General features: G+C 44.3%; 21 protein-coding genes. 7 read left to right on the forward strand and 14 right to left on the reverse strand.

Annotated elements, in window-relative coordinates; translation table 11 throughout:
* Positions 1-155: 155 nt before the first annotated feature.
* The 7 genes from VJL_RS05730 to VJL_RS05760 form a co-directional block, all read right to left on the reverse strand.
* Positions 156-2,483, reverse strand: a complete 2,328-nt coding sequence (locus VJL_RS05730) for a putative bifunctional diguanylate cyclase/phosphodiesterase (RefSeq protein ID WP_038876373.1) — start codon at positions 2,481-2,483, stop codon at positions 156-158.
* Positions 2,480-3,412, reverse strand: a complete 933-nt coding sequence (locus tag VJL_RS05735) for a transporter substrate-binding domain-containing protein (RefSeq protein WP_038876375.1) — start codon at positions 3,410-3,412, stop codon at positions 2,480-2,482. Before VJL_RS05735 ends, VJL_RS05730 begins: the two co-directional genes overlap by 4 nt.
* A gap of 63 nt (positions 3,413-3,475) precedes the next feature.
* Positions 3,476-4,882 carry an aminotransferase class V-fold PLP-dependent enzyme gene (locus tag VJL_RS05740; protein ID WP_038876377.1) on the reverse strand — a complete coding sequence of 469 codons (1,407 nt, stop codon included), beginning with the start codon at positions 4,880-4,882 and terminating at the stop codon, positions 3,476-3,478.
* A gap of 491 nt (positions 4,883-5,373) precedes the next feature.
* Positions 5,374-6,768 (reverse strand): sensor histidine kinase, encoded by a 1,395-nt coding sequence (locus VJL_RS05745; protein ID WP_038876379.1) that lies wholly within the window; start codon positions 6,766-6,768, stop codon positions 5,374-5,376.
* Between the two features lie 103 nt (positions 6,769-6,871).
* The gene (locus VJL_RS05750; RefSeq protein ID WP_038876381.1) at positions 6,872-7,603 is read right to left on the reverse strand and encodes a response regulator transcription factor; all 732 of its coding nucleotides are present in this window, start codon (positions 7,601-7,603) and stop codon (positions 6,872-6,874) included.
* A gap of 146 nt (positions 7,604-7,749) precedes the next feature.
* Complete coding sequence (locus tag VJL_RS05755; RefSeq protein WP_038876384.1) at positions 7,750-8,445, reverse strand: spondin domain-containing protein; 696 nt, start codon at positions 8,443-8,445, stop codon at positions 7,750-7,752.
* Between the two features lie 9 nt (positions 8,446-8,454).
* A complete protein-coding gene (locus VJL_RS05760; RefSeq protein ID WP_005384002.1) occupies positions 8,455-9,138 on the reverse strand; it encodes a spondin domain-containing protein in 684 nt (227 codons plus the stop codon).
* 297 nt (positions 9,139-9,435) lie between these two features.
* Between VJL_RS05760 and VJL_RS05765 the strand changes: the two genes are divergently transcribed.
* From VJL_RS05765 to gloA2, 3 genes are all read left to right on the forward strand, one after another.
* Positions 9,436-9,909 carry a hypothetical protein gene (locus VJL_RS05765; protein ID WP_038876386.1) on the forward strand — a complete coding sequence of 158 codons (474 nt, stop codon included), beginning with the start codon at positions 9,436-9,438 and terminating at the stop codon, positions 9,907-9,909.
* A 77-nt stretch (positions 9,910-9,986) separates the two neighbouring features.
* A complete protein-coding gene (locus VJL_RS05770) occupies positions 9,987-10,916 on the forward strand; it encodes a LysR family transcriptional regulator (RefSeq protein ID WP_038876388.1) in 930 nt (309 codons plus the stop codon).
* Positions 10,909-11,292 carry an SMU1112c/YaeR family gloxylase I-like metalloprotein gene (gene gloA2 / locus VJL_RS05775; protein WP_038876390.1) on the forward strand — a complete coding sequence of 128 codons (384 nt, stop codon included), beginning with the start codon at positions 10,909-10,911 and terminating at the stop codon, positions 11,290-11,292. Before VJL_RS05770 ends, gloA2 begins: the two co-directional genes overlap by 8 nt.
* Before the next feature lie 51 nt (positions 11,293-11,343).
* On the opposite strand, the gene VJL_RS05780 is transcribed toward gloA2, so the two are convergent.
* The 5 genes from VJL_RS05780 to VJL_RS05800 all read right to left on the reverse strand — a co-directional run bounded on the left by VJL_RS05780 (position 11,344) and on the right by VJL_RS05800 (position 15,502).
* The gene (locus VJL_RS05780) at positions 11,344-12,783 is read right to left on the reverse strand and encodes a PepSY-associated TM helix domain-containing protein (protein WP_038876392.1); all 1,440 of its coding nucleotides are present in this window, start codon (positions 12,781-12,783) and stop codon (positions 11,344-11,346) included.
* 415 nt (positions 12,784-13,198) lie between these two features.
* On the reverse strand, positions 13,199-13,558 hold the full coding sequence (locus VJL_RS05785) for a hypothetical protein (protein WP_038876394.1): 360 nt from the start codon (positions 13,556-13,558) through the stop codon (positions 13,199-13,201).
* A gap of 173 nt (positions 13,559-13,731) precedes the next feature.
* A complete protein-coding gene (locus VJL_RS05790; RefSeq protein WP_005436021.1) occupies positions 13,732-14,121 on the reverse strand; it encodes a cytochrome b562 in 390 nt (129 codons plus the stop codon).
* A 100-nt stretch (positions 14,122-14,221) separates the two neighbouring features.
* Entirely contained in the window at positions 14,222-14,974 is a 753-nt protein-coding gene (locus tag VJL_RS05795) for a phosphatase (protein WP_038876396.1), read from the reverse strand.
* Positions 14,975-15,061: 87 nt separating this feature from the next.
* Entirely contained in the window at positions 15,062-15,502 is a 441-nt protein-coding gene (locus VJL_RS05800; protein ID WP_038868406.1) for an SRPBCC family protein, read from the reverse strand.
* 255 nt (positions 15,503-15,757) lie between these two features.
* Here VJL_RS05800 and VJL_RS05805 point away from each other — a divergent pair, with 255 nt between their 5' ends.
* Positions 15,758-15,943: a hypothetical protein gene (locus tag VJL_RS05805; RefSeq protein ID WP_038876398.1), complete on the forward strand. Its 186-nt coding sequence runs from the start codon at positions 15,758-15,760 to the stop codon at positions 15,941-15,943.
* Positions 15,944-15,950: 7 nt separating this feature from the next.
* Positions 15,951-16,661 carry an EAL domain-containing protein gene (locus tag VJL_RS05810; RefSeq protein ID WP_038876399.1) on the forward strand — a complete coding sequence of 237 codons (711 nt, stop codon included), beginning with the start codon at positions 15,951-15,953 and terminating at the stop codon, positions 16,659-16,661.
* A 6-nt stretch (positions 16,662-16,667) separates the two neighbouring features.
* On the opposite strand, the gene VJL_RS05815 is transcribed toward VJL_RS05810, so the two are convergent.
* Both VJL_RS05815 and VJL_RS05820 read right to left on the reverse strand, forming a co-directional pair.
* Positions 16,668-17,618: a hypothetical protein gene (locus tag VJL_RS05815; RefSeq protein WP_038876401.1), complete on the reverse strand. Its 951-nt coding sequence runs from the start codon at positions 17,616-17,618 to the stop codon at positions 16,668-16,670.
* 356 nt (positions 17,619-17,974) lie between these two features.
* Positions 17,975-18,913, reverse strand: coding sequence for a DMT family transporter (locus tag VJL_RS05820; protein WP_038876404.1), 939 nt, complete (start codon positions 18,911-18,913; stop codon positions 17,975-17,977).
* A gap of 143 nt (positions 18,914-19,056) precedes the next feature.
* Between VJL_RS05820 and VJL_RS05825 the strand changes: the two genes are divergently transcribed.
* Both VJL_RS05825 and VJL_RS05830 read left to right on the forward strand, forming a co-directional pair.
* Positions 19,057-19,947, forward strand: a complete 891-nt coding sequence (locus VJL_RS05825) for a LysR substrate-binding domain-containing protein (RefSeq protein ID WP_038876406.1) — start codon at positions 19,057-19,059, stop codon at positions 19,945-19,947.
* Between the two features lie 127 nt (positions 19,948-20,074).
* A complete protein-coding gene (locus VJL_RS05830; RefSeq protein WP_050568821.1) occupies positions 20,075-21,115 on the forward strand; it encodes a S1 family peptidase in 1,041 nt (346 codons plus the stop codon).
* Positions 21,116-21,133: the final 18 nt, after the last annotated feature.

Raw genomic sequence — 21,133 nt, forward strand, 5'->3', positions numbered from 1 at the left:
CCTTTATGTGACGGGGATCACAGGCACTTACTTATCAATTAAGTGTAGTGTAATTCAAGGAAGGAAAAACGATTATCCCTCAAGGTGGAAAAGCATTAATGAATCTAAGGCACGAATCTGATTAATGCTTTTCTATGAGGTTGTAATGAAAGGGGTTATAGCCAAGTCGGCTTAGCTAAAAGTGCTTCAAAGTCCTTAGCAGGTAATGGTCGGCTATAGTGGAAACCTTGTCCGAACTCACAGTTTAGGTTTTTCAGGTAATCCACATGACGCTGTTCTTCGATGCCTTCTGCGACGATCTTCAGATTCAGTGCTTTCGCCATTGCAATAATCACGTTCACAAGTTCACGGTCGGACTCATTCTCAAACATGTTCTGCAAGAAACTGCGATCGATCTTGAGGCGATCAAACGGGAACTTCTGCAAGTAACTTAATGCGGAATAACCGGTACCAAAATCATCAATGGTGAGCTTCGCGCCCAGAGTTCGTAAGTTATCTAGCATCTCCATCAGGTCGCTGCTGTGGTTAAACAACAAGCTCTCTGTCACCTCTACATCGAACAATTCTGGAGACAACCCCGACTCTTCTATGTGCTGCTTGATCTGTTCGAAAAGTCGATCACAGTATCTAAACTGCACACTTGAGAAGTTTACCGACACAAACAGAGGTGTAACGTCCTGCCATTTTGCCGCTTGTTGGCACGCTTGACGAATGGCAAACTCACCCAGTTGATGAATCAAACCATTCTTCTCAGCAATCGAGATAAACTCTTCTGGATTCACAAAACCAAACTTCTCGTCATTCCAACGCATCAGAGCTTCTGCTCCAACAATCGCCCCGCTGTCGAGATCAATGATTGGTTGATAATAAAGCTCTAACAAATCGTGAGAAATAGCATGACGTAAGCGACTTTCCAAGTCTAAGAAACGCTGCAAATCTTGGTTCATGTTGTGGTCATAGAAGCAGAATGCATTACGGCCGTCTTGCTTCACACGGTACATCGCCATATCAGCACAAGCGAGTAGCTGCTCTGAATTATCGCCATCTTCTGGATAAACAGACATACCTACGCTAGCGGACAAGAAGAATTCATGATTTTGCCAAACAAACGGCTCGTTAAACACAGACAATACAGTTGCGGCAAAGCGCTTAGCACTGTCGGCATTGTCTAAGTCTGGAATCACCAATAGGAACTCATCGCCGCCAATTCGTGCCAACAAATCGGTTTTCCGCACCGCCTGATGAAGCCGCTCAGCACTCAGTTTGAGGATCTCATCACCAACAAAGTGTCCCATCGAATCATTGATTTGTTTGAAATGGTCAAGGTCGATGAACATCACCAATACACTAGAGCCTGTGCGTTCAGCGCGTGACAGCTCTAAACCAAGGCGTTCAGAACCATAAACTCGATTTGGTAAACCGGTTAATGCATCGTGCTTGGCTTGGTAAGCCAACTCCATTTCTGACGATTTACGACGCTCTATCTCACTGGTTAAACGTTGGTTTTGCTGAGATAAGAAGTCTTTGCGCTTCTTCTCTTCTTCCAGTTTGATCTTCAGCTCAACACGTGTGTTATTAAGGTTGAACGCATACAACAAGCCAAACACAATCAAAATTGCGAGGATACTTAACCCGGAAATAAATATTCGAGACGTGTAGATATCGCGTTCGCTAAGTGACTCAAACCAAGCTATCAATTTAAAGTGATGGTGCTCGATTGGCACTTCGAAATAGATCTTCTCTTTTAGCTCTTGAGCCAGTGCTTCAGGCTCAGTGATGTTTTCCTGTTCCAACTTACGGCTGATAGAATCCCATACTTCCATTTCCACATTATTGATCTTCAGCACCATGCGACTGTAACTGTCTTCATGCTCCTGATTAGTCAATTGGGAAATGACTACCTTCTCGTTGATATCCGCAATCAAATAGCCGACAGGTTTGCCTGAGAACATGACTTGCTTTATCACCTGGATGAGTACTTTGCCATCTTCGCGCACCGCTCTGACTTCTTCACTGTGGTCGTGATCATTCAGTAAACGCGAAGTATCAACACGATGATCGGACTTTTGACCTGTTGTGATAATGGTCGAGCCATCAAGACCTATCAAAGTTAACTGCTTGTAGATCAATTGATTATTGACGATTTTGGTTTCAGATTTCTCTTGCAGTTTACGTTTTAGATTGATCAAACTTGCGCCTAAACCATACTCCATCGACATGCCTGAAGCGAGGTTGGCAAAGAAGGTTTGTACCGTTTTATCGGTCGATAAATGGTCTATATCTTCACTGGCAATCGTAAATAAATTATCAAGGGTACCTGCATAACTTTTCACCTTTAGATCGAGTTCTCGATGCTGTGATTCTTTTAGTTTATGTTGACCTAAACTGGTGACCGTAATAATCATCGCCAAATAGAGCGACACCAATATCGCACTGACTGTGATGATCTTCTGACTTGATATTTTTTTTACAGACTTTCTCATATATCTTTCTTACTATCTTCTAAGAAGTAGTCATTATAAAAATAGTAAATAGATGGGTAGTATTTCTCGACTAAGGCTTGATACGTCCCATCTTGCTTAATTGAATTTAAGTATTGGTTAAACGCGGTTTTTAATTCAGGAGAGTCCTTACGGAAGGCAACCGCCATTTTTTGGTTTTCTGATACTGGACCAATGACTTTGATTTCCCCCGGCCACTTTTCGAGTGCAATCAATGTATCTGCAACATCAAGCAACGTACTTTCCGCATCGTTTTTCATTATGGCAGGCACCATTTCGTTCAATCGGCGCTGACCATCTGGCAAAATCACTTTTGCGCCAGTGTCATAGAGGTTATACAAGTTCGGGTCGAGACAAGAATGCTCCATCGCTAAGACTTCACGACCTTTAATGAGTGACTTCACCATTGAAATATCGTCATCAATAGAACCTGTTGGCTTAATCGGAGTTAATGAAGAGTCAGTGCGTGCTACTAGCCAGACTGCGGATGGGAAATAGTCCTCCGAGAAATCAACAATGTGTGCTCGCCAATCAAGAATCGTGACGCCGTTAGCGATCAAATCGCCTTCAATCGCCATCTTTTCACCAACCATCAATTGCGCATCTTTGTATTCAACTTGCTGCCCAGTCAGTTTACCAACCACATTGTTCCATTGGGCTGGGACGTATTGGTAACGTACGCCAAGCGACTTAGCAAATCCCTTGATGATATCGACATCCAACCCCGTCAATGTTTGCATTTCACCTTGATCGATGTAGGAAACAAAGTTGGCATAAGGCACACCAATATGGCGTAACACGCCACTGTCCTTAATGTCTTGCAGATCGCCAGCAAAGGTCTGAATTGGTAGCACCGTGACCATCCCTATCGCAAGAGTGGTCATGGTTTGCTTAATTGTTTTCACTGACATGATGAATATCCTTCTCTTTCACAAAGCGCCCAATTAAGGGCGCTTTGATACTTAACAACAGCGTTAGAACGAGTAGTACAGGTCTGCAATCGCTTCGATTAACCCTTCTACATCTCTCTCATCGTGGAACAAGTGAGTAGAGATACGCAGTGCATGCGTTTCAAACGAATCGTCTTTGTACAACTTGAAGCTTGTCGTACGAATGATGTAACCATAGTCCTCGCGAAGACGATCACGGAACAATGTTAGTCGTTCCTCATCCGTCACATCATCAAACGGGTTAAAGGTCGTCAGACCGCTGGTTAGTCCTTCCACGTTTGGTGAGTACATCTTCGCATAAGGTAACGCTTCACTAAGCTGCGTTTTACATTGGTCACTCAATTCTAAAATGCGTGCTTCAATTCGGTCACGACCAATTTCATCCCACATTTTACAACTATCAGCAAGTGCTTGTTTTGACGGATAGTTATCGTTACCAATGTATTGCATTTGTAGCTGTTTGCCTAGGTAATCAGCATGAGAAAGCGATGAGTTGATCAACCACAATGGATTTTCACGATCGCTCCAGTACTCATTTAAACGGTTACCGTTATCACGTACATACAAGATACCTGTCGCGCCTGGACCACACTGCCACTTATGGCCAGATCCTGCATAGAAATCACAATCCATATCGTGAAAATCTAGGTCGAACATACCAACAGTGTGCGCGCCGTCAACTAACGTTGGGATGCGGTGTTGCTTTGCTAAAGAACAGATAGCGTTAGCAGGGAGAGTCGTACCGGTTTTGTAGGTAATATGAGAGAACACAATAAGGCGCACATTGTGGTGGGTTTCAATCGCATCGCGGAAGGCTTGAATGTAATCTTCTTCCGTGACGTTTTCTGTACCAGTGAAAACCGGAAGCTGAATTTCTACCACGTCCACACCAAAGCGATGTTTTGCCACGTTCATTGGTGACGTTGCAGCAACGTGTTCATGGTGAGTCGTTAGAATGACATCACCTGGCTCAAAATGCAGGCCATTGATGATAGAACATAAGCCATCGGTGGTGTTGCGGCTTAGAATGATTTCATCTGGGTTAGCACCAAAGCCCGGCGCAACTTGCGTCACCATTTCAGAAACATGAGGCCAAGCACCAAACTTGTCTTTCATGTCCCACGGGTACTTAGCAACGATTTTATTGTTGTCTTCGTACCCTTCTAAAACATGTTTTGGCATCGAACCTGTCGTGCCGATATTCATGTAAGTCGTTCGTTTATCCAATACGAACTGCTTTTGTACTTTACGCCAGAAGCGTTTGTCGTTTTTTCTACCTAGTCCGTTGTTGCTCCAATCAATTTTCGGTTCTTTTGCTTGAACTGTACCGGAAAATGCGGAAGCACTGACGCCAGCCACAACTGCACCAGTTGCACCTTTTAAGAAATTGCGGCGGCTGCGATTAGTCTGAATAGATTCCTTGTCGCTCATCTTTTCGATCCTTGTCGGAAGTTTAGCCATATTATTAATTATGAATCCGTAACTATCTGTTACTAAACCATTATTACCTCATCACCCGATAGTTTAGATCTTTCAGCTGCCATTAAGTGACTTTAGTTCCACTTTTTCATTTCATATGATGATATAAGCAACAATTTAACCCCTTTACAATAAACAACTATGAGCATAATGAAATATTCATTGAAACACTTATCACAAACATAAAAGATGGCGCATTTTATAATCTTTGAATCGCGCAAAAATAAACGTTGTAATATTTTCATCACAATTTGGGCGCCAAGGTTAATATTTAAATTGAATACGTTAAATCTGTAACAAATTCAGGTTCATTCATTACAATTATTAAAGTGCCATCCAAATAACAAATCAATTGAATCATTGTCCGAGAAATAAATAAGGCCACTATGCACGCCAAAAGATAGCAGGATAAAGAAGGTCGATGAAAGTAAGGCGCTTTTAAGCTAAGCGCCCGAAGACGGAAGTGATACGGCTCGCAAGGTAAATCGCTGTTGGTACTGAGAAGGGGTAACACTGGTTTCTAGGTAACTATGGTGCAGCATCAAAATAGACTGCACAATCTTCGTGCCGATGCCCAAAGAGCCACCTTCAGCATTCTTTTCGATATGGTTAATGAAGGTAAAATGAATTCGAGTCTTATCTTCACTCAAATGTGCTTGGCAATGCACTGCTGAACCAATTGGGCTGTGACGGAGTGCATTCTCCAATAAGTTAAGCACTAAACGCTCTAGCAACCCTTTATCGCCGACAGTTTCAATCTTATCTTCCACTTCAACTTTGAGTTCTACCGTTTTTCGTGAAAACTGGCTTTGCATTGTCTCAGCACATTCGGCCATTAAAGCGCTAAGCTCGACAGGGCAATATTCATAATTCGGCATTGGCGCTTCTTTTCTTGCCGCATCAAGTAACGAATGCAATTGTGTAGAAAGCTTCTCACAATTTCGGAAAGCGACGTCAATCAAAGGATCGGATTCCGGATGTTGCAAGCGCCACGTTTCCAAATAACCAAGCACGCTCGATAACGGCGTTTTCAGATCATGGCTCAGTTGCAACAAGCTTTGACGACGATGAGACGATTGATACTCCAACTGTAAAAACTGCTGCTGAATGTGCTTCGCCATCATCTGATAGGAGTGCGCAATCGGTACTAGCTCTGGCACTTGGCGAGTAAAATCAGGTTGTAGGCGGAAGTCATGCTCGGCTTGTTGTTCAAGTTGATTGGTTACGCGCTCAATGGGATTCAGTAAGCTGCGTTTTACCAGCACATACGCACCCAATGCAAAACCCAAAATCGACACCAACACTAATCCTGCCAGCGCGATGTAAGGGGTATCGACTTGAGCATTGGCAATGGCGTCATGTCGGGTACTGCCAATCACCACATAGAGATAACCGACCGTAGAGCCTAATTCCTCTATCGCCGCGACAGAAAAGACTTTGTGCTCACCACGATTGCGTGGGTCTTCACCCAAAATAGGAAAGGGTTGGTCATTTAAGAATTGCTTAATGGGATTGAGATCCACCGCTCCCATGATCTTCGCCCCTTCTGGTGCTGCATGAGTGGTGATGTTGCCTTGGCTATCGAGGAAGTAGATTTCAAAATCAGGGCCGATCAGCATGAGCGTATGAAAGATCGACTTGAGCGCTTTAGGGTTGTAATCCGTCCCGATCATCAGCGGATTGTCGTCACGCATGTGGCTAGCTAGCTCTTTATGCAGGCTTTGCTTAGTGCGTAACTCAATGGTTTCTTTTTGCCAATTGTAAGTCAGTGCAATCACTACCGCCGCGAGACAGAACCACAAGCTAGTAAATACCACTAAGCGAGATTTGAAGCTCATCCTATCGCCTCCTTAAACAGCGATGTTTTTGAAACACCCGTGATGATTGAAAAATGACGGTGAAAACAACTGCCGACTTACTGTCTTGGCTTACTTCCGTGCATTAGTGTCTTGGCTGAAACTTATATCCAACACCCCACACGGTTTGAATGAAGTGATGATCAGAATCAGACAAAGACAACTTGCTGCGTAAACGGTTAATGGTGCTACACACCGTATGGTGATAACCAGAATGACTGGTGTTCCAAACGTGATCGAGCAATTCATCTTTACTGTAGACTCTGCCCGGACGAGTCGCGAGAAACTGCAGCAAAGTAAACTCTGTCGCGGTAAGAGTGACATCTTTGTCGTTTAGGGATACTTGGTGCAACTCCGGAATAATTCTCAGCGGGCCAAAATCCATCGCATCGTCGAGGACTTCATCTGCCACCTTTGCTTCAGCGGTTTGGCTGACTCTACGCAGCACGTTTCGCACTCGTGCTTGGAATTCTAATACGCTAAATGGCTTAGTGATGTAGTCATCAACGCCCGCTTCTAAACCATCAACCTTGTCCATTTCACCGTCTCTGGCTGTCAACATGAGCACTGGACTCCAATCTTGTTGCTGACGCAAATAATGGCAGATGTCTAGGCCATCACCATCTGGTAAACCTCGGTCAAGGATCAATAAATCAAAGGGTTGTTGCTGATATTGCGCTTTAGCATCGGCGACATTTGTGGCTCGCGACACTTGGTGTCCTTGAAACTTGAGATGCATCTGAACCAGTTCTGCCAAATCATCATCGTCTTCCACCAGCAAAATGTTCGCGACTAAATTGATTGCCTGTTGTTCCATGGTCCTTTCCTTGCCTTCGAGTATCCTCACTTTGCACATGACCGGAACAAATTAGAAATTCTTTCAAAAAAGGTTCCGATGACGCCATGAGGGATAAAGCGCTCGGCTACAAGCGCTTTGGAAAGGAGACGTCATCGGAGCCTGTGTTACTCGACTCGAGTGATGGTGACTTTCGCACCTGGGTTCAAGAAACGATGGTTCGCAGAGAGTGCTGAGTTTGCTAATCCATCATCTTGGCTAATAACACCCGCATGGAAGGCAACAACGTCACTGCTGTCATTACGAGCGGCATTTAAACCCTCACCGCCACCTGCTGGGCCCGGAATGGTTGCGGCAAGCTCATCGTTTAGCTCTGTACCCGAATCCCAAACGTTCATGCTCATTTCATAGCTTTCACCCACTGCGAGCGATTTGAGCGATAGCCCCGTTTCGCCAACAAAGGCATCGTTGGTATTCACGAACATAGACGCCACAGACAAGTAACCGTAACGACTAGGGTCAACCGTGATGGTGACTTCGTCCGATGCGCCAGGCAACACCAATCCATTACCTGAAATACCTTGATAGACACTGTCATTGCTGTTCATCAATTCAATCAGCTCGGCGTTACTACCGCCTTCGGCAAGATGCTCAAGTTCAACAGATGCCGCTTGGCCAATTTCAAACAGTTGGTAGTCACCATTGTGAGTGAGTACCGCAAGCGGAGACATAGGTTGATTCGCAGTCAAGTTCGCCACGTTGACGGTGTAACGGTACGATTTCACTACGTCATTATCATCATCGCTTGGACAACCGGCGAGCAAGCCGACTGAAGCTGCTACTAGTAAGATTCTGTATTTCATACATCCCCCTTACTTCACAACGATTGTGATGGTTGCGACTGGGTTTAACCAACGATGGCTGCTGCTGTCTAGGTCACTGATGCCGCCGGTTGGGTCGCTATCACCAAGGTTACCCGGATGCACGTGAACTTTGTCGTTAGTTACCGTTGCTTCAACGCCTGTGCCGCCAGTACCAAAGGTAATGAAAGGTGGGTTTGGCATGCTAGACGCAAGTTCATCGTTCGCTTCTGTACCGGCATCGTAGCTTCTTAGCGTTGCTCGGTATGTACCCGCTTCCGTTGGAATCTTCCAGCTATCTAGACCGACGAAACCGTCATTGGTTGGCAGCAGCATCGCGCTCAAAGAAAGATAACCGTGGTCGCCACTGTCCAAGGTGAAGGTGGTTGCAACACCCGGATTCAAAATGCCACCAGCAGGATTCTCAACCACCGCACCACCAGCGTTACCAATCACACTAGCAAGACCAGAGATATCACCGCCTTCTGCCATTGCTTCTAGTTCTGGCGTTGCTGCTTGACCCGTTCTGAACATTTGAAGATCAGAACCATGTGCGGCAACAATAAGAGGCGTAAAGTAGATGCCTTTGGTTGCGTTTGTCACGGTGATTTCCAATTCCGCTGCATTCACTGATGCAGAGCCTAGTGCCATAGCGACTGAAGTCATGACGAGTCCGAGTTGGGTACGTTTTTTCATTGTGATTCCATCCTTTAATGAGGGGTGAACTACCCAAGCCCATGTGTACGGCTTTACTTCTTTGTTCGTGACTTGAGTAGGTTAAGCATTACGTTTCGAACGTTTCGAACGTTTTGCGTTCTTGCCTCTAAGAATGACGAGCAAATCTATCAGCAACTTCATCGAATTCTCATAAAATTCTCACAAGTTCTGTTCGAATTCTGTCAGCAGCACTTTTTTACTCTTAATCAGGTGTTTACACTTCGCGCTTTCCCCTCCTACAATGCGGTATTCTCTGTTTAAATCACGATTCTCACCATGATTCATAACGTTCTGTCTGCCTACTATGGCGAAATATACGGCATCGCTTTTTTCAACCACTACTTGAGCGTTTACGACCAAAGTGAACAACAAACACTGTGGCAAACCTTGATTGAAGTGGAAGAACTCACCGCAGAAAAGCTCAAACCTGTACTGCTGACAAATTGCATGGATATCGAAAGTCAACACCAAGAGATGTTGGATAAAGGCTTGGCAGATGCAACCAAGTGGATTGGTTTACCATGGCAAGAGTTGGTGGCGACTCTTCTGAAGTGGGTAGAACCTTATGAGGTCAAATATCGAGAGTGGCATGAAGAAGTGAACGCTTCACAACAGTATTCAATCGCTGAGCGAGAAGCTATCGAATTGATTGCAGACCACGAAACGGCCATTTATCACTGTTGGCAGCAATACCATACTGGTGAATCTGGCTTGCCTGCACTCAATGCATTTTTGGCAAAATATCGTTAAAGCGAGACGGTGACACTTGAACCTCGTGAAACCGTACCAGACAATATCGTTATTCCGCTGCGCAGAACTGAACAATTATGGTTAATCCAAAACTCATTGCCCTACTTCCTGATCTTGCGTCGTTTATCTTAGTGGTAAACGAAGGCAGTTTTACCGCTGCTGCTAAACAACTCGGCGTAACGCCATCGGCTTTAAGTAAGTTGATCACACGGTTGGAACAAGCCCTCTCGGTCAAACTGTTTGAGCGCACGACTCGTAAGTTGATCATCACTCAAGCTGGGCAAAAGGTTTACGACCAAAGCATCGCAATGGTGAATGCCGCGCAGCAAGCCGTTGAGCTATCTGCGGAAGATCATGCTGAGCCAACAGGCGCACTCACAGTGGCAGCCCCTGAAGCATTTCTTAATTCGGTGCTTCAACCGTTTGTATTGCCATTCCTAGAACGTTATCCAAATATTCAGCTTAAGCTGCGTGCAGCAGATGGTGAGATCGATCTTTTTCGCCAAGGTATCGACGTAGCATTTAAGCTCACCGACAAACCCGATGAGAATCTGGTACTCAAAGAGATCAGCAAGACCAATCTTGTTTTATGTGCCTCTCCAGATTACCTCACTAAACACGGTATGCCTGAGCATCCGACTGAACTTGAGCAGCACGATTGTATTTACCTTGCCGAGAACGACAAAGACAACATCTGGTCGTTCTTTAAAGAGGAAGCCTTTCATTCGATTGCAGTAAGCGGGCGTTACGCCGTCAACCATTCTCAAATGCGCTTGAACGGGGTTAAGTCTGGCTTGGGAATTGGGATCTTCCATGACTTCGTGATCAAAGACGCGTTAGAGCAAGGTGAAGTGGTGGAGGTGCTACCGGATTGGATGATCAAGAGTAACTACCACGGTGCTATCGCGATGCAGTATGCACAAACCAAATACATGCCTGCTCGTCTGCGCGTGTTTATCGACTTCGTTAAGGAGCATTTAGTCTCTGAGGAGGCTAACCATGTTTAATGCCATTCATCACGTCGCGATCATTTGCAGCGATTATTTCAGGTCAAAACGCTTTTACACTGAAGTGTTGGGATTGAAAGTCATTGCTGAAAACTATCGTGAAACCAGAGACTCCTACAAGCTTGACCTCGCTTTACCTGACGGCAGCCAAGTGGAACTGTTTAGCTTTCCGGGCGCACCAGAGAGACCGAGCTTTCCTGAAGCACAAGGGCTACGACATCTCGCGTTTTTGGTTGATGATGTTGAACAAGTGAAAGCCTACCTAGAATCGAATGACGTTGAAGTTGAGCCAATTCGTATTGACGAATTCACAGGCAAAGCCTTTACCTTCTTCCAAGATCCAGATGGCTTGCCGCTAGAGATTTACCAGAAATAAAAAGAGCCAGTACGTCCCTGGCTCTTTTACTATTCCATTCTTTGTCTGTTACTAATTCAACGCCGTTTTCAGCTTCTCAACGCGGTTGAACAACAGCCAATCCAGTGCGAGTACTGTAACAATCGCCAAACCGCCCATCGGGAACGCCAGACACAATATCACCAACGTTACTAAGCCAAGCTTCCAAATACCGTCTTGCTGAAACTTAGGTGGCGCACCCAATGCAGCACTGCGACTAGGACGACGAATCCACCACATCACCACGCCTGTGATTGAGATTAAGATGAGCGCCAAACAGAACACTACGTTGAGCACTTTGTTAAGCACACTGACATCACCTTGATGCAGTGACACACCTGCCGCCATGAACTTGGCAAACAAACTGTAATCTTGCCACGTTACATCCACCAACAAGCGACCGGAATATTGGTCAAAGTGACTGGTGCGATCTTGCCTCGGGTCGGAAATATCGCCGCCCATAGAGTTAGCTGCAACGGTATAAACGCCCGTCTCAGAACGTGGCAAAAACAGCTTATAGCCAGTAAAGCCCATCATTTCAGCCTTGAGGATGATATCATCAATGGAGAGCGCATCATGGCTGCCTGCATATGCCACCTCTTCCTTCATATTGGCATGATCATGAGCAGACTTATCTTTCGATTCTGGCACAGCAGCAAGCTCTAAGTTCCATGGCATTTCTTCTGAAGCACCGTGGTTAAGATCTTTGTGTGTCAGTGTGGATTCCGGTTTCTCACCCCATGTGTAATAGGTTGGGAAGGTATTCCAAGCTTGCACCATTTTCGCGCCCCAGATCCCTGCCCACGACAAACCTGAAATCAAAAAGAACAACAAAACAATCGACAGCACACCACCTAAATTCGCATGCAGGTCACGCATCAAAATTCGAGGGCCATTGTTAAGGCGAATTTTCAAAAAGCCGGCGCGGCTGGCGTTGTCTCTCGGTAACCAAAGGTACAAACCAGACACCAACAGCAAAATCCCCAGACTTGCGGCGATTTCAATTAAACGGTCGCCTAGGTCGCCGATGAGCAACGTGCCGTGAATGCTGTTCATCAGTTCATAGATACTATCACTACGGTTAATGGTGCCTTGTACGTCTCCTGTGTAAGGATTTACTGCAACAATCAGCGAGCTGCCTTCTTGGTTTTGAATCGAGAATCGGTTGGCAATATCGGCCGTTTTAGCAGGTACAAATTGAGTGACATTAAAATCGGGATACGCCTGCTTTACGGTTTCCAATTGTGCAGAGACAGGAACCATTTGCTCTTGTGGTGAAACTTGTAATGTCGCTTCGTATCGAGCCAGTTCGATTTCATCATCAAACAACATCACCAACCCCGTGAGGGAAAGCATGAGCATAAATGGAATGACGAACAAACCTGCGTAAAAGTGCCATCGCCACGTCATAAAGTAGATGGATTTTGCGCGTGAGGCTTCCTTGAGTTGAGGCTTTGCCGAGTTTCTCAACATGTGTATTTTCCTTTTTTCATTGTTGAACACCCAAATTCAGCCAAACGCATCCTGCACATACGCATTCGTATGCGGCGCTATTTGACTTAGATTCGGGAGTACCACTGCTCGAAGTGGCAGTGTTGCTGACTATATACCCAAGTGACTTCAAGATGCTGGATTCAGAGCGTTGTCATTGATTCGAGTGCAAAGAAAACAACGCTGTGTAATAGACAACTCTTTCCAAGTTGTTTGAAGCAGCAATCGGAGCAATGACACGCTCCCGAAGGGCGAGTTGCCTTGGCTTGTATACTTTGTTGTCGATATCTTGATTTAGACCCACTAGACCTTTAAATCGCCGCCGCGTCTACAAACCAAGTCATTCTCGCTGAACCAAGCATCTCGAGGTTACTTGGGTATCGTGTAATTGTTTTTGTTATGAGAAAAGGGAAACTGGCGGCGCTCGAGGAACTGGTGTTTCAAATCGCACACTTAGAGCCAAATAAGCGTAGCTGTCAGAAATCACCAAGCTCAGTCTTGAAAGTATCGGTGTCGTTGGAAGTGTATCGTGATGAAAAGTCGAGAAGTGGCTAAACGGACAAGGCTTACCTTTGTGGCTGACAAAGTTGTCACCCTCTTCTATTTGAACCAATTCAAAACCGTTAAGCGTACATAGCGTCGCCCACACGCCCATGCTGTTACCATGAGCATTGATAACAGGCATCAGCGTCACTAGCACCCAACTGAGAGCACTAGCAAATAACATCGAGCGGTAAAAAGGAATTAATCTACGCATAACGGTGACTTAACAAATTTCACACAGCGTAACCAATTCTGAGTGGTAGCTCAAAAACAGGATCAATAAGTGGCTGCTACCTCACAGGTTTTCTTGAATACCTCGATTGACAGGCACAAAAAAGCCCGCCGAAGTGGCAGGCTGATGGTCATTTCTTCAAGTTGGATAAACGGTTAGCTAAACAGTTTGCTCCAGATACTTGGGTTGCGTTTGTCGTGGTACTCTTCACGAAGGCTATCGATTTCACGCAGTTGGTCTTTCGCTTCTTCTAGCTTGCCTGCATCAAGATCCGCTTCAATCTTATCAAGCGTTACCGTCAGCTTGTTAAAGCCTTCTAAGTAGATATCGAACTTCTCTGGTGGGTAATTACCACGCTTAGATTGTTCAACGATCGCTTGCAAACTATCAATCGCAGATTTCATGGTTTCAACATCAGACGCTTCTGCCGCCTGTTTGAATTCCATCTTCATCTGCTTCATGTTTTGTTTTAAGTCGACGGCTTCTGCCATTGCGTACGTTGAGCCTAACGCAATGACACACCCCAACACTAAAGGACGTAACATCTTCACTTCTCCATTGAATGCCGAATTCTGAGCCGGCTTTTTAATGCCAGCAGTGTAAAGCAATCCCTTAACACTTGCATAACCAAAAATGTAATCAAGTTTATGCGTTGCGAATCTCGTCATACTCTGCAATTGGCGTGCGGCCACGCAGCTCTAAGAAGGCTAAGAATTGTTGTGCTGAGTGCGTAATAACTTTACCACTATCGATGCCGACTCTATCCATTAACTCACCCACCAAGCTCAGGTTACCCACATCGTGGCAGAAGTGCGCATCACTGCCTGTGGTGAAGAAGACACCGAGCTCTTTACCGATTTGGGCAATCTCATGGCAACGGTCTACGCTGCCAACACGGCTGTTACCTTTCAATGTGGTGTTATTGATTTCAATCGCGACATTGTGCTCTTTAGCGCACTTCAGTACAGCTTCAAAATCGAAGTCAAAGTTGGGGTTACCTAAATGGCCTAGCGCATCAACGCGACCGTTTTTGATGATGTTCAACAGAGCTTCAGTGTGCGTAGCACTATCTGCTGGGCGGAACACTGGCTCATGAAAGCTAGCAATCACCCAATCCAAGTTGCGATCAACGCTATCTGGAATATCGATGTCACCCTTGGTGTTCATGATGTTAGATTCAACACCGCGAATAATGGCAACGCCTTCAAGAAAGCGAGGCAGAATTTTCTGGTTAGAGAAGAACCAGTAATGAGGCGCACCCGGCATTGATTCCGCGTGGTCGGTCGTGCAAAACATATCCAGCCCGTTCTCTTTTGCCGATTTAGCGTTTTCAATCAACGTACTGTAAGCGTGACCACTGGCGTACGTATGCGTGTGGGTATCAACCTTAAATTCCATCATCAACTCTCTTGGCGCACAAACTGGCGGCTATTGTATACCCACATGTCGGTGATCGTCAGCCCAATATTGGGACGAAATCTAATCTTATTCCTCACAGATCGTTTTAATCAGCGGCAATGCTTTCTCCCAACCATGATTGAACATCGACACAAAATCACTATGGGTAGAAATGGTGATACTGAGCAACAAGCGATCTTGCAGCACATCGATCTGGTAGATCTCTCGTGATCCGATCCACTTAGAAGCCAAGTCAGCGTCTAGTTGTTGCCTATTGTCTGGATTGAAGATGGCAACATGATGAAACTCAAGTTTATGCAATGGCAAAACAGTGTCCACTACTGCCCGAGTCCCCCCCATGTCTGGGTCGTAAAAAGTAATATCCCCTCCCTCTTCCCAGTCGCCATCAAATTGAGATTGCGGTGAAAAAGCTTGTGCCCATCGTTTGTACAATTCGATATCCGTCAGCACGCTCCATACGCGCTGCGGCGTGGCTGCAATCTCGACGTGATAATTTAAAGTCAGCATGTTCTCTCCCTTAGCTACTTTCTTGACGCTAGTTCATCCTGATTAAAAATCAAACAATTCGGTTGTAACCAGAAGAAGAATTGCGAGGCCCGACATCAATGGGCAAGTTCGCATGCAAAGGAGCCACGAAAGCGACATTTAGCAGTCGCTGCATAATAAATACAACTCTGCCAACTCAATATTTGGTGCTTTTCATTAAACTTCGCCATATGGATCGAGATAGAAACAAAGCGAAGCACTAACAACGGACAAAACATGAACGGCTTAAAAAACGGTGAATTTCAATATATAAAACAATGCATTAATGAAATGAAGCCGGAACAATTACGCGAAATAAAAGGCGTAATTGAATTTAGAAGGAAAGCGTTAATCGATGAGAAACCGCTTATCTCTGACGAAGAGATGGAGTTTATCACCATCATGTTCAAGAAAATGGAATAGCAAACACATGTGTTTTTTGATTGAAGACTATTTAAACAAAAAAAACAACGGCATCAACCTCATCGACATCAATTACAAACTGCAAGAAATTGTCGATGAAGGCGGAGTAAACCTCGGATATGAGGTGCTTATTAACCCCGCTAATTTAACAGATAGCGCAGCAAACGAAGTGTATGATCGAGAAATCAAATACCCGCACATGAGCCGAGCATTAATCGCACGCTTAGATAGGTATATTGCTCGCCATGCATGCGACTTTAAAGGGAAACATCTATTCATAAACCTAGAGCGAAGTAACCTATGCGATAAATATTTGCTGTGTGATATCGTCATTCTCAAGAATAGCCTAGAAAATCTAAAGGCGAATTTGGTGATTGAAATAACGGAAAGAGATTCATGTAAGCGCTGTTCCGAGATCAGAAAAGGATTTGAGTTTCTGCAAAAACAAAAAGTGTTACTGGCCGTTGACGACTATGATTTAAACTCTGACTTTCGAGAAGAAGAGCTCCTTTCCGGCTTCTATCACTTCCTGAAAGTAGAACACTCTGATGAAGCAGATTACTACAAAAGAGTGCTGGCACTGAGCAAGAGGACACGAACAAAATTAATCATCGAACGTGTTGAAACGCAAGTGGCACGCAAGCAAATTACCCAAAGTGATGTCCAGTTCTGGGGTTTACAGGGGTTCTTGTATACCACTATCGCAGTGAGCCTTTGAGAAAAATCACTCCTGACGGAAGTCCTTGAGATTACATCTATTGCATTCTACAAAATTACACAATTCCAAACAGCGAAGTTTCTTTTTAATTTTTGGAATTAAAACAGGATTAGAAATTGATCTAATAATATCGAACTTCACAAGGTACAATCCCATTCTTTGGTTATTATCAACAGGGGGATAATATTTTATTTCTTCTGCATTAAATACTTTTTTTGAAAACTCTAGAATGGGGTATCCGGCAATAAAAATATAGACATAATCTTTAGACTTACATTGCCTTATCAAATAATAACAAATAGCCTGAACAACTAACTCAAAGAAATGTTCTGAATTCATAGCATGGCCCAACTTGACCAAACAACTGCGCTTTAGTTCGTTTTCTGGAATAGGAATAAAAGATGTAAGATTATCTAACTTCTCTAAGTTTAAGATGCCAGCCCAATGTCCAACTATGTCACCTTGACTGTTTGTTAATAGGATTCCCTTGTATTTAACCTCATTTTTTAACGCGTACAATTCGTCAATAAAGCCACGTAGCGCAGACACATTGTCATAGAAGTCATGAAATAATTCGATATGTTCATAGTATGTGTGAGATTTAATTTCACTGGTCACTTTGTCTGGCATACGATTATAAGACAAAGCGGTTAGCGAGAAATCAAACGCTTTTATAAGGTTCGTCAGGACTGCCGAGTAACGAGACGGGCTCTTTTGTTCACTTTCGTCAATGGTAACGATGATGTCCGCAAGATCCTGTTCAAGAGACTTAGCAATAAGAAACTGCTTGTATAATGGAGGGACGACTTTTCCTGTTAGCCACCGACTTAATGTAATTGAGTCTAAACCTTTAAAGTCATCGTAATATGATTGTTGTAATATCGCGATCAACTCTTTTCTAGAAATTTCTCGCTCCTCTAACCAAGAAGCAAGTTCCCTTTCGAAATTGTAACTCATAATCTCACCACTAAAACTGTATTTTTATTTATTAACGAACCTATTAACCAATATCTTTGCCAATAACAAGCCATACAGTCATTCATGTTTTTCTTTCGAGATTTAACTATGACTGACTAAGATTAATAGATTTTAGTAATGAGTGGATCATACACTAAGATAATAAGGCGTCAGGTTAGCAGCTCCTTCGATACTAAAAAACCGATGCTAACACAGTTGATTTTTGTTAAAGATATTATCCTATGTATACTGGAAGTTATTATAAGATAAAATACGAAGCAGCCATTAATATAAAACATAATTTTTGAAGTCACTCTAAACAATATTGTCGAGAACGATTTTCCACTTAATGTTCATTAATCAATACGTTTAAATAAATTAACAGTTCGATTTTGAGCCTTATACGAAACTAATAACCGGACCCAACAAGTGTTCAGCGCTGTCGCAAGGACAATCAAAGTCACGCCTATGATTTGTCTGTGGCTCATTTGGTCATCGAAAAACATCCATTGCCACACTGCGGTAAACAGTAGATTGGTGAAAATAAGCGGTGCAAGTTGAGAGCCACTGCTAGCTAACTGATACGCTTTCGAACGAAATACCTGTGTATTGATGATCAAAAGAGACATCAAAAAGACAAACAATGTATTCGGTGTTTCAAACGCGTGTAATGAAAGCGAGTGCAATAAAACATTTGAATCATTGAAGAGCACCAGCGGTAATATCAGTAAAGCAGCGCAACCGAACGTCCAGAAGTTGATTTCTAGTGGCGACATGCCGCTCTTACTGGCTTTATAAAGTGTCAGCTGCGAACCCGAGTTAAACAAACCACCCGCCAAGCCCAATAACAGGTCGACTCGCCATGTAAACTCACCATCTGAGCCTGCCAACAGAATGACTCCAGTAAATGCCATAACAAGTGCCATTATGGTCGATATTCGTATCTGACCGCGCATAAATAGCTTCTCGACGATTGGCATAAACAGTGGTCCAGTAGCGAAAAGGACCACGCCTTCAACAAGAGTTAGCGTTTGTAACGAGGCAATAAAACAAAGCTGACACAGCCCAATACAAAAAGCGCGAAGTAAAATGGGTTTAAACGTACTGGCTGTCGGTAACCTCAGTCTTTTGAACCGTAGCATCACTAACAGAATGATCGCTGGAGTAAAGAAGCGTAAAAAACTGAACATGGTGACCGAAAAATCATTACTAAGCTGCTTTGCTAACAAGCCAGTAACAGATAAGCTTAATGTAGACATCAACATGAAGACGATGGGTTTGTTTTCTACGTTCATTGGATACTCCTTAATTCATGGAGTATTTTAGGCAAAGGCGTTCATCAGAAATAGCGAGTTATTTTAAACGCTAATGTAAGAAAAACTTACAGATTGAGAGTCAGCCTACCGCTAACTACAAAGTTAATAGGAGTGAAGACACTATGCGCAAATTAGTCCCATTGAAGTCGATCTATGCCTTTGTTGCTGTAGCAGAGACTGGCAGCATGACAGAGGCTGCTCAACTGCTCTCTGTTAGCCATTCCGCTGTTAGCCAAGCCATTAAATCTCTAGAAAACCAAGTCAACAAACCTTTATTTGATCGTGTTGGTCGCCAAGTTCGCCTCAATAATGAAGGCAAAAAATACTACCGAAAAGTAGCTCCGGCACTTGAACAAATCGTTGATGCCACCGAAGCCTTGATCCACGACCAAAATTCCAAACGGATAACACTTAATATGGTCAACTCACTTGCGTTGCACTGGTGGATCCCACGCATGTCGAGCTTGCAAGATTTCGCTCCTCAGTTAGATGTCCGCCTATCCAATCTGATTGGGCAGTTCCGTTTAGAGCAGGAAGGCATTGACGCCGCAGTGGTGCATGGCAGCCCTCAAGAGTGGCAAGATTACTATTGTGAAAAGTTGAGCGAAGATGAGTTAGTGTTGGTGTGCAGCCCCGAGTTATTAGCGCAACCTGATAATCGAGACATTCAACAACTGCTATCAACTTACCCCATTATTGAAGTCACTAACGATCGCAGAAAGCACGACTGGCAAGTTTGGGAAGAAGAGACAGGATTACTGCGGCCTACCAACAAAAAACCAATGACCTTCAACATGTCGATTCAAGCTGTGCAAGCCACAACTCGACGACTGGGCTTATTGGTAACACATCGCTTGTTTGTGAAAGACGACATCAAATATGGACAATTAGTGGAATTGGGTGAGCCAATCACTAACCCCTATCAACAATTTTACTTTGTATGCCCACCCCATAAGCTCAAACAAGAGGCATTTCATTTGTTGAGATCTTGGTTGAGGCAAGAGTTCAGCTAATTCGAACGCAGCCCGTCGTTTCGTCGTCTATAGGCGTTATGAAATTTATTCGTTTCTGTAGTGAATAGATTAATGCCGGAATTGGTATAAAGTAAAAGAAGTACTTTTGAACTCCAAGGATGGCTTTATGAGGTTGTATCATGTCTTAATAAGTGGCGTTTTACTCATTGTGCCAATGACAAGCTCCGCAGAACAAGCAGTCGGTGCAAATGACTCGGATTTAAAAACGTTTATTATTGGCGGCCAACAAGCCACTGCCAATCAACTTCCTTTCTTTGCTCGCCTGATATTACACCGTACTGGCTCGAGTCAGTTTGCCAACATCTGTGGTGGTACCATCGTCAATGATAGATACATCATGACCGCCGCACACTGTGTCGAATCCGACGTGTTTACCGATGGTTGGACAATCGATGATCTTCGAGTTTTAGTCAAAAACCCAACCATGAATGATGTGTTTGTTGAAGAATTCAAAGACGTACGCGCTATCACGATTCATCCCGATTACAACGCGAGTAACTTGTGGATCAATGACATCGCGATATTGGAACTAACTCGCCCTATCACAGACAACGTCCAATCCATCACATTGCCACAGGACTTTGGTGACTACAGTAACCGGTCAGCGTTCCAAATCTTTGGCCTTGGTCAAACCTCTACCAACGATGCGACAGGACCGAATTACCTGCGCTGGGCAGAAATCCAACCTCTTACAGATTCACAATGTTCTTCACTGGTTTCAGGTTTTAACTCTCAAGAAAGTTTGTGTGCGAACGGCTTCCCAAACCAAGCTTACACGGGGATATGTAGTGGTGATTCAGGCGGCCCGTTAACGTATCAAGATGGTAGCGGTAATTATCAACAAATCGGTATCGTCAGTTACGGCTCATCGGTTTGTGAGTCCCCTGCCATTCCAAGCGTGTTTACTGAAGTGCTCAATTACACCCCTTGGATAGAAGCCCAAACCAGTGCTGGGGCGAAGACAAATTACGACGCTGCTTTAGCGGCAAGGGAAGATTATCACAGTCAAGGCGACTCTGGGTTTGACCCAGAAGACACCACAAGCAATGACTTCGGTAATAATGGCAGTGATGGTGGCTCTGTCGGTTTTGGCCTACTGACGCTTGGCAGCTTATTCGTATGGTTACGTCGCCGCCAGCCCTTGTAGCACGTAGCTTCACCCACA

Origin of the sequence: Vibrio jasicida CAIM 1864 = LMG 25398 (genome assembly GCF_000400365.1) — a bacterium.
Lineage (GTDB): Bacteria > Pseudomonadota > Gammaproteobacteria > Enterobacterales > Vibrionaceae > Vibrio > Vibrio jasicida.

Bases quoted from the DNA above. Each gene is read 5' to 3' on its own strand.
- VJL_RS05730 (WP_038876373.1), bottom strand. From the start codon at position 2,483: ATGAGAAAGTCTGTAAAAAAAATATCAAGTCAGAAGATCATCACAGTC.
- VJL_RS05735 (WP_038876375.1), bottom strand. From the start codon at position 3,412: ATGTCAGTGAAAACAATTAAGCAAACCATGACCACTCTTGCGATAGGG.
- VJL_RS05740 (WP_038876377.1), bottom strand. From the start codon at position 4,882: ATGAGCGACAAGGAATCTATTCAGACTAATCGCAGCCGCCGCAATTTC.
- VJL_RS05745 (WP_038876379.1), bottom strand. From the start codon at position 6,768: ATGAGCTTCAAATCTCGCTTAGTGGTATTTACTAGCTTGTGGTTCTGT.
- VJL_RS05750 (WP_038876381.1), bottom strand. From the start codon at position 7,603: ATGGAACAACAGGCAATCAATTTAGTCGCGAACATTTTGCTGGTGGAA.
- VJL_RS05755 (WP_038876384.1), bottom strand. From the start codon at position 8,445: ATGAAATACAGAATCTTACTAGTAGCAGCTTCAGTCGGCTTGCTCGCC.
- VJL_RS05760 (WP_005384002.1), bottom strand. From the start codon at position 9,138: ATGAAAAAACGTACCCAACTCGGACTCGTCATGACTTCAGTCGCTATG.
- VJL_RS05765 (WP_038876386.1), top strand. From the start codon at position 9,436: ATGATTCATAACGTTCTGTCTGCCTACTATGGCGAAATATACGGCATC.
- VJL_RS05770 (WP_038876388.1), top strand. From the start codon at position 9,987: ATGGTTAATCCAAAACTCATTGCCCTACTTCCTGATCTTGCGTCGTTT.
- gloA2 (WP_038876390.1), top strand. From the start codon at position 10,909: ATGTTTAATGCCATTCATCACGTCGCGATCATTTGCAGCGATTATTTC.
- VJL_RS05780 (WP_038876392.1), bottom strand. From the start codon at position 12,783: ATGTTGAGAAACTCGGCAAAGCCTCAACTCAAGGAAGCCTCACGCGCA.
- VJL_RS05785 (WP_038876394.1), bottom strand. From the start codon at position 13,558: ATGCGTAGATTAATTCCTTTTTACCGCTCGATGTTATTTGCTAGTGCT.
- VJL_RS05790 (WP_005436021.1), bottom strand. From the start codon at position 14,121: ATGTTACGTCCTTTAGTGTTGGGGTGTGTCATTGCGTTAGGCTCAACG.
- VJL_RS05795 (WP_038876396.1), bottom strand. From the start codon at position 14,974: ATGGAATTTAAGGTTGATACCCACACGCATACGTACGCCAGTGGTCAC.
- VJL_RS05800 (WP_038868406.1), bottom strand. From the start codon at position 15,502: ATGCTGACTTTAAATTATCACGTCGAGATTGCAGCCACGCCGCAGCGC.
- VJL_RS05805 (WP_038876398.1), top strand. From the start codon at position 15,758: ATGAACGGCTTAAAAAACGGTGAATTTCAATATATAAAACAATGCATT.
- VJL_RS05810 (WP_038876399.1), top strand. From the start codon at position 15,951: ATGTGTTTTTTGATTGAAGACTATTTAAACAAAAAAAACAACGGCATC.
- VJL_RS05815 (WP_038876401.1), bottom strand. From the start codon at position 17,618: ATGAGTTACAATTTCGAAAGGGAACTTGCTTCTTGGTTAGAGGAGCGA.
- VJL_RS05820 (WP_038876404.1), bottom strand. From the start codon at position 18,913: ATGAACGTAGAAAACAAACCCATCGTCTTCATGTTGATGTCTACATTA.
- VJL_RS05825 (WP_038876406.1), top strand. From the start codon at position 19,057: ATGCGCAAATTAGTCCCATTGAAGTCGATCTATGCCTTTGTTGCTGTA.
- VJL_RS05830 (WP_050568821.1), top strand. From the start codon at position 20,075: ATGAGGTTGTATCATGTCTTAATAAGTGGCGTTTTACTCATTGTGCCA.